Annotated in this window: 5 protein-coding genes; all 5 read right to left on the bottom strand. The window is 72.9% G+C overall.

The annotated features are described in order from the left end of the window. Window positions 1-464: 464 nt before the first annotated feature. The gene (mycP, locus tag ACZ7KI_RS43090) at window positions 465-1,748 is read right to left on the bottom strand and encodes a type VII secretion-associated serine protease mycosin (RefSeq protein WP_470278774.1); all 1,284 of its coding nucleotides are present in this window, start codon (window positions 1,746-1,748) and stop codon (window positions 465-467) included. Continuing rightward, entirely contained in the window at window positions 1,745-4,165 is a 2,421-nt protein-coding gene (locus ACZ7KI_RS43085; RefSeq protein WP_470278773.1) for a hypothetical protein, read from the bottom strand. The genes mycP and ACZ7KI_RS43085 overlap by 4 nt, the downstream gene beginning before the upstream one ends. Before the next feature lie 34 nt (window positions 4,166-4,199). Next, window positions 4,200-6,605, bottom strand: a complete 2,406-nt coding sequence (locus ACZ7KI_RS43080; RefSeq protein ID WP_470278772.1) for a right-handed parallel beta-helix repeat-containing protein — start codon at window positions 6,603-6,605, stop codon at window positions 4,200-4,202. Window positions 6,606-6,627: 22 nt separating this feature from the next. Next, on the bottom strand, window positions 6,628-9,156 hold the full coding sequence (locus ACZ7KI_RS43075) for a helix-turn-helix transcriptional regulator (RefSeq protein ID WP_470278771.1): 2,529 nt from the start codon (window positions 9,154-9,156) through the stop codon (window positions 6,628-6,630). Between the two features lie 95 nt (window positions 9,157-9,251). Further along, window positions 9,252-11,966, bottom strand: coding sequence for a helix-turn-helix transcriptional regulator (locus ACZ7KI_RS43070; RefSeq protein WP_470278770.1), 2,715 nt, complete (start codon window positions 11,964-11,966; stop codon window positions 9,252-9,254). Between the last annotated feature and the right edge of the window lie 449 nt (window positions 11,967-12,415).

Genomic DNA, 12,415 nt, shown 5'->3' with positions numbered 1-12,415 from the left:
TTTTTTTTCTTTCTTCTCTTTCTCCCCCTATCATTTCTCTTTTTCCCCCCCCCCCCCCCCCCCCCCCCCCCCCCCCCCCCCCCCGACCCCCTCGCCAAACCCCGCAACTCGCCCAAATCGGGCACATTTGTCCCGAAAAGTATCCCTTATGGACAGTCGAGAGCCAGGCGAGGCCCCTTTACGTGAACCCGCTCCCGCCGGGTACGCCACGACACGTTCCCCTTGACCCCGCCCTAGTAATGGAGCCGACCAGCAGTTATGCGACTTTGCCGGGACCCTGCTGTGACGGTAGGGAAGGAGGCCTTCACGGACTTGTCCGACTCGCCACTCACGACCAGCCCGGCCGATGCGTCCCAGGTGCCCGTTCTGGCGGCTGGAGTACATGAAGGTCCCCTTGCTTGTGCTAGGCGAGTGAAGGGGTCCTTCATGTACTGGGGAAGGGCGCCCGGAAAGCCATTAGAGGACTAATCGCGGGCCTGCGGCGTGGTGACTTCCAGTACGCGGGCGGGACGCCAGCCGCGCCCGCGTCCGGACCGGTACAGCCGGGTCAGCACCAGCGCGGTCAGCGCGAGGCATCCCGCGCCGATCACCCCCACCACGGCCAGCACCGGGCCGAGCTCGTCGCGCGGCGTCGCGTCGGGCCCGCGGGCGTCGGGCGGGACGACGGAGGTGGGCCTGCCGTCGCCGCTTTCCTCGGGGAGCACGGTGGTCACCGCGGACAGCGGATTCACCGTGCCCCAGCCCAGTGCGGGGTCCGGCAACTGCGCGGCCGGATGCGTGGCGGTGGCGAGCAGCCGGTGTTTCACCTGCGCGGCGCTCAGCGTCGGCCGGTAGGCGCGCACGAGCGCCGCGGCTCCGGTGACGAACGGGGCGGAATAGCTCGTGCCCTTGCCCTGCCAGTGCCCGGGACCGCCCGGCCCGAGTCCGAGCACGTCGACGCCGGGAGCCACCAGGGACACGAACGGCCCGGTCTGGGAGAAGTCGGCGTGCCGGCCGGCCTCGTCCACCGCGCCGACCGCGATCACCGACGGGTAGGCAGCCGGATAGGTGACCGGGTCGCCCTTCTTGGCGCTGTTGGCGGCCGAGGCGACGAGCACGACATCGCGGCTCGCGGCGTATTCGACCGCGCCGGCGAGCTGCGGGTTCTGTTCGGCGGTACTGGCCGAAATGTTGATCACCCGCGCGCCGCCGTCGACCGCGGCCCGGATCCCGGCCGCCATCCCCTCGGGCGTCAGTGCGCCCTCTTTCTTCGGATCGTCCGTGGTCGCGCAGCGGACCGGCAGGATCCGCACGCCGGGCGCCACCCCGGCGTACCCGGTGCCGCTCATCGGGGCCGCGGCGATGATGCCCGCCACGAAGGTGCCGTGCCCGTGGCAGTCGGTGTCGGCCGGGCCCCTTTCCGGTTCGGTCGTGTCGATCCCCGGCAGTACGGTGCCGCCCCGCAACTGCGGCACCGACGCGTCGACGCCGGTGTCGACCACTCCCACCGTGACCCCCGCGCCGGTGGTCAGCGGCCAGACCCGTTCCGGCGCGAGCTGACGCTGTGCCCACGGCACCGAGGGCTCGGTGGTCTGCGGCGGTGGAAGGCACTGCACCTGTCTGTCCTGGCCACCTGAGGGGGGCGACTCGGGGGACGGCGGCTGCGCCGGTGCCGCGTGCGCGGGCGCCCCGGCGACGAGCATGCCCGCGGCGAGCAGCGCGGCGGATTTCACGATGGACTTCCGCACGGTTTTCCCGACCCCGTTCACGAGGCCACCGCGACGGATTTGTTTTCGCCCGCCGCCTCGTCCCGCCAGCGCACCATCGACGTGGTGAGCCGGGCGATCGCGTCCTGGTCCTCGACCAGCCGTAGCGCGGTGCGGCGCCGTCCCTCCAGCACGCTGTCGAGCTTCGCCAGCGCCGCGCGGTCACGGTCGTCGAGGTCGGCCGACCCCTGCGTCTCTCCGGGCGCCAGCTCACGGAACAGAACCGCGATCTTCGGGGCGATGAGGGCCTCCGGGTCGTCCTCGGGCTCCTCGTCCAGGACGGACCGGACGGCCAGCGTCTTGAACCGGGCGCCCGCGGTGAACACCGCCTCGCCGACCGGGCGGCTCAGCATCAGCTCCGAGGTGCGGCGCGCGGACGCGGGCCAGATCAGCACGTCGAGGTCGGCGCCGGGAATGGTGATGTCGAGATCCATGCTGGCGGCGAGGAAACCCGGTTCGGTGAGCACCATGCCGGGATCACCGCGGTGTTCGAGCGACTCGGACATCCTGCCCTGCCGCAGGACGGCCCGCCGATGCGTGGGCAGCCGCCGCAGGCCCGACATCAGGCATGGGATGTGCCCGTCCAGCACCGCGCCCTCACCGGTGCGCAACGCACCGTTGACCAGGTGCGCGGCACCCTCGCTCTGGCTGAGATAAAGGCAGACCGCGACGTAGTCGGCCTTGCCCGCGGGCGAATCCTCCGCACGCATCGACGGCCAGGCCGCCAGCGCCGCGTTCACCGTGGCGAGCGCGATGCCGAAGTCCTCCCCCGCGGCCGCGGCGAACCGGTTCTGCTCGCCGGTGGTGCTGTCCCGCACCGGAACCGCGACCGGCCTGCCCGCCGGCGACACCGGCGGGCCGGGATCCCGATCGACCGGCGGCGCGGGCGGCGGGCCACTCGGCTCCTCGAGTGGTGGCGGTGGACCGGCTTCCGGCTCCGTGTCGGGCTCGGCATCGACCGGCTCGGCGCGGACGGTCGCGGCGGACGGTTCCTCGTGCGGCGGCGGGGGCTTCGGCGAACCGGCCACTGTGGACGACGCAACTCCACCGGACACAGTAGACACCGGTGCGCCCGAGGTCGTCATGATCGACGGTGGCGGACTCACGCTGCCCGGTCCGGGCGGAGCGGCGGGCCGCGCGGGCACGGGACGGCTCGGGGTGAGCGGGCGGGACGGCGAGGACCCCGGTAGCGGAGCCGGTTTCCGGTCCTCCGCACGGTGATCGAGCGCGTGCGCGGCCGCGCCGTCGGGGACGCCCGCCATTCGGACCCGCACCGCCGCCCGCTCGCCGTCCGGGAGTGCCGCGAGCAATTGCTCCGCCGCGGCCAGCACCGGCAGGCCGAGCCGCCGTCCGGCGGCGCCCATGGTCAGTGTCCACTGTGCCGGGTCGAACGGAGCGGCGGCGGCGTGCGGATCGGGATCGCCGTCCTCGGCACGGAGCACCAGCCCGGCGGGCACGACGTCGGCGAACACCGGATCGTCGCCGCCTTCGGCGAACCGGTACGACCGCGGCCCCGCCGTCTCCCATCCGGGTGGGGGCGGCGCGACGGCGAGCACCTGCTGGTCCCCGCCGCGGGCGGTCTGCCGAAGCACGATCGGGAAGGGCCGGAATCGCCCGCCCGGTACGACGGTCGATCCACCGAGCTGCGGCCCGGCGCTGAACACGACGTCCTGGGAAAGGCGCGTCGCCAGCTCGAGCTGCCAGCTGTGCGCCGCGGCCTCCGGCGTCGCGGGGACCACCATGACCGGATGTGGCGGGAACCCGTCGAGCAGCGCGGCGACCTCGGCCACGGAGGGGACCGTGACGATGACCTTGGGGAACCGCGGGTTGACCGCGACCTCGAAGGCGGTCTCCACCACGTCGACGACAGTGGTCCCCTCGTCCACCGCGGGGCGGACCAGCAGGCCGCAAGGCACCGGCACGGTCACCACGTCGCCGACGGTGACCGGGCTCGCCGGAACCCACGACTCCCACTCCGGCAACGGGAACCTGGCCCCATGGAAGGTCACCAGCCCCGCCGGGCGGAACCGATGCCAGCCGATGCCGCCCGCGCCATGGCCGGTGTAAAGCGCCGCGCCCGGCATCGACGCGACCCCGCCGTCGGGCGCGGCGATCTCGACGCCGAGCTCCCCCGCGAGGCGCTGGGCCGCCCACGTGTCGGCCGCGAGACCGCCGACACCGAGCCACAACAGATCGATCCCGGCCAGCCGCTCGCGCAGAAGGTCGGGCAGCGCGGACACCAACGACGGCACCCGCTGCGCACCGGGGGTGGCCAGTACGAGCAGCTCGCCGTCGGACAGCGGTGCCGCGCCGACGCGCGGCTGCTCGAGTCCCGCCTCGTCACGCGGCCGGATGAGCAGGTGCCGGTCGTGCAGGTCGTGCTCTTCGACGACCAAGGGGCCGGGGTGTTGCTGATACATCGTCTCTCCTCCTCGGCACAACTCCTCGCACGACTCACCTCATCGACAACAGGTCGTCCTCGGTCAGCAGGGTGAGGTCGGCGGTGTCGGCGGTGGGGGTCGAGGAGAGACGGGAGGCCTGCCGATCGGTCATCCGCTCGAACACCCGCCGCGCGGTACGCCCGTTGCCGAACGTGCCGTCCTTCGGGATCTCTTCGAAGTACTGCAACAGCGCTTCGCTCGCGGTCTCGGTGAGCCGGTAGTCGTGCTTGCCGCACTGCGCCCGCACGATCGTCACCAGCTCGTCCGGCGTGTAGTTGGCGAACTCGATGGTGCGGCTGAACCGTGATTCCATGCCGGGGTTGGAGGAGAGGAACTCGTTCATCTCCTTGGAGTAGCCCGCCGCGATCACGACGACGTCGTCGCGGTGGTCCTCCATCAGCTTCACCAGCGTGTCGATCGCCTCGCGGCCGAAGTCGGGGCCGGTGCCGCCCCCGCCGGAGCTGAGCGCGTACGCCTCGTCGATGAAGAACACGCCGCCGAGGGCGGTGTTGAACGCCTCGGTGGTCTTGATCGCGGTGCCGCCGATGATCTGGGCGACCAGATCGGCCCGCGCCACTTCGACGAGGTGCCCTTTGCGCAGCACACCGAGCTGCGCGAGGATCTGACCGTACAGCCGGGCGATGGTGGTCTTGCCGGTACCGGGCGCCCCGGCGAAGACCAGGTGCCGCGCCATCGGCGGAGCGGAGAGCCCCGCGTCGATCCGTCGCTTCGCCATCTTGTTCAGATTGACCAGCGACGTCACTTCGCTTTTCACCCCGGCCAGCCCGACCAGCCCGTGGAGTTCCTCCAGGGGATCGGATCCGAGTGCCGGACGCTTCGGCCCGGCGTCGGCGGGCGCGGCGGACGGGATGGCGCCGACGGAGGCGGCCGTACCGTACGCGTCGTTCGCGAGGTTGCCGCCGCTGATCAGTTCCAGCACCTCGATCGCCTTGCTCGGCCGGAGCTGCCGGACACCGCTGCCGTGGTTGTCCCGGACCGTGCATCCCTTCACCGAGACCGGCTCGTCGGTCTCCAGCAGGATCCCGTCGGCGGAACCGCCGGAGAACTCGGAGTCGAGCACGCTGCCGGACGCGCCTTCGGCGAACGTGCAGCCTGTGCCTTTGCTTTCCTGTACCCGGCAGCGCGTCATCGACACGTCCGCGCCCGCGCCCGCGTGCACGCCCTCGGCGCCCGATCGGAGCAGCTGACTGTCGGACAACAAGAGCGCCGCGCCGATCACCCGGACACCGGCGTCGGCGACGTCGCGGGTGTTCAGCCCGCTCACCGATGGCCGCGCCGCCCCGGCCACCGACAGGCCCACCCCGCCCCCGCCGTCGACCTCGATGTTCTCCAACCTGCCGCGGGCGCCGCCGTCCACCTCGATGGCCGCGCCGTCACAGCCACGCACCTGCAGGCGGCGGAAGAAGGGATCGGAGCTGTCGTCGATCCGGACCCCGGACGCGGTGCACCCGGCGACGGAGACTTGAGCGAACTCAGGCAGGCTCCGTTCGGTCACCCCGATCCCGATACCGTCCACATTGGACACTTCGCAGTCGGTGACGGAGCCCGCGGCCCGCCCGGCGAAGTGCAGCCCACGTCCTCTGGTCCCGCTCACCCGGCAGCCGCTCAGCGTCGGCGCGCACCCTTCGGCGACGAACACCCCCTCGGCTCCCGCGCCGTCGACCGTGCAGTCCTCGAGCACCACTTGCTCCGAGGTGGCGAGGTAGAAGCCGATCGCGGCCGTGTCGCGCACACCGAGCCTGGTCGCGGTCAACGCGGCCTGCTGCTCTACCGCGATCGCGGGCTTGCCCGCCCCGATCACCACGGTGTCCTCGACGGTGAGCGTGCCCTGGCCATTGAGGCAGATCCCGTTGGCCGAAGCTGGTCCGACCGTGCCCGCCCGGACGAGGAGGGCGCCCTGTTCGGCCACCACGATCGCGGAGGTGCCCAGGTCAGCCAGCTTGCAGTTGTCGAGCACGCCGCCCTCGGGCGAGGTGACCACGACCCCGGCGCCGACCCCGTTGCGCACCTCGCTGGAACGCATGAGCAGGGTGCCCCGGTCGCGGACGAAGATCGAGGTCCAGCTCGACGCCTCGACCACGCACTCGGTGACGCTGAGCTGGCCGCTCGTCACCAGCACCGCCGGACTCTCCGCGTCGGCGGCGACCACGCTGAGGCCGGACAACGCGGCCGAGTCCGCCTGCAGCGACACGGTGACCCCGGTGGCGGCGACGAGCCAGACCGTGCCCGGACCGTCCTCCGCGGTGATGGTGACGGGCTTGGTCACCACGACGTTCTCGATGTACCGCCCGGGACCGACCACGATCACCGCCCCGGCGTGCGCGTGGTCTATCGCCTCGCCGATCGTGCGGTGCCCCCGCCCCGGTGCCTGGGTGACGGCGATGACGTTACTGCTCACAACTCCTCCATAGTCCCGAGCCTCACGCGCCGAGCGGTTGCGGCCGCCCGCCGAGATCGGACGTGGCCAGCCCGTGCCGCGTCCGGCACCCCGCCTTGGTGAACAGCCTCGTCAGGTGTTTCGCCACGGTCTTCTCACTCATCCGCACCGCGTGCGCGATCTGCTGGTTCGTCCAGCCGAGGCGGATCAGGTCGATGATCCGCAGTTCGGTTTCCGACAGGTCCTCGCCACGGTCGCGCTGTTCCTGGACAAAACCCCCGCTGCCCTGGAGCGAGCGCTTCACCCGCGCGATCAGCCGTGCCGCGCCGATCGACTGCGCGATCTCGAACGCCTCGGCCAGCCATGGCGCCGGTTCCGCGGCGGTGCGGCCGACCAGCTGGCAGGCCAGCAAAAGGTCGAACCGGTTGCCGCCGCCCCGGACAAGCCGCTCGGCCGCTCGCGCCCTGGCGCCATCGCCGGCTACCAGTCCCCTCACGTACGACACCGTTTCCCGTGCCTCTGGGCTGTCGTCGCGCGAGTAGGTCCACTCGGTTTCGGCCAGCACCCGGTTCGCCAGCAGGACTTCGCCCGACTCCATCGCGATCGCCGCCATCCGGCGCAGCAGCCGCGCCGTGCCGCGGCCTCCGTCGGCGTGCCCGCACGCGCGCAACGCCCCCTCGCTGTCGCCCGTCTGGTGCAGGCACCCGGCCACCACCCAGGAACGCAGCGCCGGATAGGCGCAATCCGCGGTGGGCACCGAGTCCAGCCACGCCGCCGCCCGCTGGTCCTCGCCACGCCACGAGCACATCTCCGCGGCGTGCAGGCGGGCGCTCTGCCGGGCGAGCGCGTCCGCGCGCGGGTCGAGTTCCAGTTCCCGTGCCGCGCTCAGCGCCGCGGTCCAGTCCCCGTCGGCGTACCCGGCGAGCACCCGGTGATAGGCGGCGAGCGGGCCGTCGGCCGGGGTGCGGAAGTCCGCGCCGAGCACCGAGGCGAGCACCGGGACCAGGTCGCGCAGGGCGAAGGACTGCTCGACGCCGATGGTCCGGCGTTCGATCGTCGGCAGGACCGGCGAACTCCGCAGCGGCGCGAAGGCGGATTCGACGTCTCCGATGGTGAGGTCCCTAGCGCCGGCGAACCACCGGTCGCAGAACTCCAGTGCGGCGGGCACCCACCCGTCGCACGTCACCGCGGCGCGGACGGACGCGGAGACCGGATGTCCCAGGTGGAGCGCCGCCAGCGCGGCCGCCGCCGCGAGGTCGGTGGGGTCCAGCTCCCCGGCGGGAACCTCGTCGACGAACCGCGCCAACCCCGCGTAGTCCGCCGCGCGGACGAAGCAGCGCACCAGTTCCACCGCCGCGCGGGATCGTTCCTCGCCGTCCTCGGTGTGCCACCAGGCCGCGTGCCACCTGGCCGTGTCCTGCGCCCCGTCCTGGAGTTCCCGAACCACCTCCGGCCGACGCGGAATCGCCGTTCCCGCCGCCGCGAGGTGCCGGGCGAGCACCTGCGGCCGTGCGCCCTCCGCGTCGAGCAGCTGTCCGGCGACGGCCCGGTGCAGCGGCACACTCCCGTGCTCCGCCACGGCGGCACCCAGCGCGGCGCAGCGGACGTTCAGCCGCCCCTCGGGGCCGGCTCCGAGCACGCCGGCCCGGACCAGCCGGTCGGCCGTCCGGCCGTAGTCGGCCGTCGACCGGCCGGTGGCGGCGGCCAGCAGCGGGATCTCGTCCACCCCGAACGCGGTGTCCCCGGCCAGTCGCACCAGATCGCGGCCGAGATCGCCGCAGGCGTCCAGCGCGAGGAGCAGCGGATGCTCCGGCGACAGCGCGACGGGCTCCCCCGGGTCACGCAGGCATACGTGACCGTGCACCGTCACCAGCCTCCCCCGACCGCGCAGATCGGCCACTGTGGACACCACGGTGCCGGGATTTCCATACAGCGCGCCGAGACCGTCGCGCACGGCGTGCCGGAGCGCGTCGTCGACCGGCAATCCGACGGCCTGCCGCAGCACACCGTCGGCATCCCCGGCGGGCAGGGCACCGAGCTCGACCGTCAGATCGGCCACCTCGCCGAGCCCGGTGTCATCGGTGCACGCGGCGAACACCGGGCAGCCGGTCTGCCTCGCCGCGGCGAGGACGATGGCGGGCTGGGCGAGCCTGTCGGCGTCGTCGACGGCCACGGCGGCCGGGCCCAGCCTCCGGAACACCGTGCCCAGCGCGTTGACCAGCCGTGAGCGCTCCCAGGCGGACTCGTAGCTCGCGGGAACGCACAACCGGCTCAGCGCGTCGATCGCCTCGGTCAGCCGCGCGCGGCCACCGAGGTCTTCGAACCGCTCTCGGATCGCGTCGAGGACGATCCGGACACCGAACCGGTCCCACTCCGGACGCGGCGCCGCACCGGACACCTCGAGGACGAAGATCCCCTGGTGCGCCAGCTCGGCGCCCGCCCGCGCGAGCACGGCGCCACGCCCGGTGCCCGGTTCGCCGCGCAGCACGGCCAGGCTCCGTCCCTCAGCCGCCGCCCGGAGCGCGGCCAGTTCGGCCCCCCTGCCCACGAGTCCCATGCGCTGCTGTCCCATCCCGATGTTCCTCCCCGATACCCCAAACTGTCGTTCGCCGGTCCGCCCCCATCCGCGGTGGACCGGCGTGCTCCGGGCACCGTGTATTCCGGTACTCACTTCATTCCTGCTCTATCCGGTCTCTGTCCGCGGCCGTCCGGCACCGACAGCGGGCCGCCGACCCGCATCGCGGCCGACAGCTCGATCCGGGACCGGTAGCCGGTACGCGCGAACAAGCGGCTGAGCCGGTTCTCCACACTCTTCTCGCTGACGCGCAAGGTCATCGCGAGTTGCCTGTTGGTCAGCCCGTCGGCGACGAGAACGGCCAGCAGGTGCTCGCTTTCGGCCGCCGTGCGCGCGCGGCCGGGTACGGCGATCGCGTGTTCCCGCATGAGATTGCGCAGCCATGACCGGTACAGTAGGGCGTCGAACGTGCCGAGGTGCTCGTACGCCGCGCTCAGCAGGGCGGGGTCAGCGACCCCGTGCCGGACCAGCTTTTCCGACACCATGGCGATTTCGAAGGGCTGCCCGCGCCGGCGCACCAGGTCGAGACAATCCGCCGCGCGCGCGGGATCACCGTCCACAAGAGAGCCGACGAGCGCGGCGTGCAACTGCACGCGGGACGTCGACATCGTGCGGGCGAGGGCCTCGATCGCGACGAGGCACCGCTTCGCCTCGTCGTGATCGCCGGTCCGCATGGCCAGGTCGGCGAGTTCGGCCCAGCACAGGTCGGTGCCGACGGCCAGGCCACGCTCGGCCGCGGCCCGCTCGCACTCGAGGAGTTTGGCCCGAGCCGCCTCGCTTTCGCCGAGCGCCCACTGGATCCGCGCGTCGGCGAGGTCGAGCAGATGGCCCAGCCGGGGGCCCGTCTCCCGCGCGGCGGTCAGCGCTTCGCGCGCCGCGGTCAGCTTTCCCTGCGCCACCAGCATCGCGATGATCGTCTGCTGCATCGCCGAGTACCCGATGTGGTAACCGCGATGCGCTCCGTCCGTCCTGGCTCGCGTGGCCAGATCGACGGCGAGGTCTACCTCGCCCCGCATCGCGGCGAGGGCGGCCCGGTCGCACAATGGCGTCCCGTCGGGTTCCCCACCTGCCGCCGGCTCCCCCGCGCCGGCGGCGTCGCCGACGACCGTCAGAGCGGCCGCCCTGACGGTTACCAGCTCGGCGTGGTGCCGGCGCACGGCCTGCGGCCCGGCGCTGTCGGGAGCGGGCAAGTCACGTTCGGACAGCTTCCCGAACAGGTCGCTGTGGCCGGTCCACAGGGCGGCCTGCGCTTCGAGCAGCGACCCGTGCAGCACGGTCGTCGCGCTCCCGGCGCGCCAGTGTTCCCCGCTCTCCCTGAGCACGGCGCGCACCTCGCCCCAGCGGTCCAGCATGCCGAGCGCCAGCGCCCTGGTCACCGGGCGCTGGCTGGGGTCCTCCCGACAGCCGCGCCAGGATTCGGCGATCTCGCGCAGACATTCGTCGTCCCCGGTGCTCTTCAGCGCCCGCACCGCGATCACCTGGAGTTCCTGTGCCACGTCCGGCGCGAGCTGATCGGCGAATCCGGTCAGCAGCAACTGGGCGCCGCGGAGGCTGCGCTCGTGGTAGCCGCGGGCGTGGCAGATCTCGGTGTGCGCGAGCAGCGCCGTCAACCGCCGTGCCGGGGTCTCCGCGAGCTCGATCGCCGCGCCGAGCCAGCGTGAGGCCCGCTCCGGCAGTCGGTCGCCGACCTCCGCCGCCCGCTCCAGCAACGTGTCGAAGGCGAGATCGGGGTCGATCAACCGTCCGGCGTCGGCCACCAGATCGGCCAGGTAGTCCCGGTCTTCGCACTGTGCCTCGCCCGCCCACACCGAGGTGACGGCCCTGGCCGCGAGCTGCCTGCGCGCGAAGGGCCCCATGGCGGCGATGAGCGCGGTGGCCAGTACCGGCACCGGCACGCGCCACGACTGCCCATTCCGGCCACGGTGCAGGACGCCCTCGCGGCACAGGTGGTCCAGCAGCGTCTGGACCTCGGACTCGCTCAGCTCGAGGATCTCGGCGACCAGCCGTGGCACCGCCGCGCCGAGCGGCGCGAGCGCGGAGGCCGCGGTCGCCGCCGCGACGGCCTTCGGTCCCAGGCCGCGGACGAACCGGGGGAACTTGTTGTCCGGCGGGGAGTCCACCGGCCACGCCACCGGCGCGAGGTAGGCCCGGTCACCGGCCAGCCGCACGGCCCCGTTGTGCCGCAGCACCTCGATCGCGTCGCGAACCGCTGCCGGGATCCCACGGGAAAGCTCGGCGACCCTCGCCACCAGCTCGTCGTCCGGCCTCGCCCGCGTCACCGCCGCGAGATTCCCGGCGATCTCGTCCGCCGTCATCGGCCGCAGCCGGACCGAGGACACGAGCGCGTCGCCGCGCAGGTCCCGTAGCCAGTCCAGGTACCCGGCGGGCAGCGGGGTACGGATCGCGCAGACGCACGCCGCGCCGGTCCCGGCCAGCCGACGCACCAACGCGCCGAGCACGGCACGGGAGTCATCGTCGATCCACTGCGCGTCGTCGATCAAGAGGACGGCCTGCCGTCCCCCGCGCAGCATCACCGCGGCCACCGCGGCGGCGGCCCGGCGCGCGACATCCGGATGCCGGTGCGCGCCCGCGACCGGGCCGAGCGGCGCGAAACCCGGCTCGGAGCCGGGCAGGCGGCCAGGGACGACGTCGGCGTCGCGGGTGAAGCGGATCGCCGACACCCAAGCCCCGTTCCGGGACAGGGTTTCCCCGATCCCGCCCAGCACCGTGGTACGCCCGATCCCGGCGGGACCGGTGACCGGTACGAGCGGCCGGCCCGAGGCGAGAGCGGTGAGTACGACGTCCACGCTCGTAATCATGCAGTTGGCACGGCCACCGGAGCGTGCCCTGAGCCGGGATCGATGACTTTCGGCTCGTGTGCTGTAGTCGAAAGGACCCACACTGAACCCGGGCGGCCCGCTGATCCGTGTGGTCTGTTCATCGAGCGGTGGCACCGCTCGATGAACCATCCACTATGGACACTCGACTCGCGGCACGGAGCAGCCAGAGCCGCGTCGTGAAGGGCTCCTTTCCTACTCTCAAGGTAGGGAAGGAGGCCTTCACGGCGTGTTGCGTGCGGGCCTGTTCGCGCCGCGGCCGGATGCCTCCCGATTCCCCGCTCACGCCGCCAGGGGTGACCAGTCTCCCCCAGCCCTCAAGGAGGTGGGGGGGGGGGGGGGGGGGGGGGGGGGGGGGGGGGGGGGGGGGGGGGGGGGGGGGGGGGGGGGGGGGGGGGGGGGGGGGGGGGGGGGGGGGG

The organism is Amycolatopsis sp. NPDC039088 (assembly GCF_055598845.1).
Note: the sequence above shows the minus strand (reverse complement) of the source record. Positions and strands in the feature narration are given on the sequence as shown.

Coding starts and splice junctions, on each gene's coding strand:
- ACZ7KI_RS43085 (WP_470278773.1), bottom strand. CDS start 4,165: ATGTATCAGCAACACCCCGGCCCCTTGGTCGTCGAAGAGCACGACCTG.
- ACZ7KI_RS43075 (WP_470278771.1), bottom strand. CDS start 9,156: ATGGGACAGCAGCGCATGGGACTCGTGGGCAGGGGGGCCGAACTGGCC.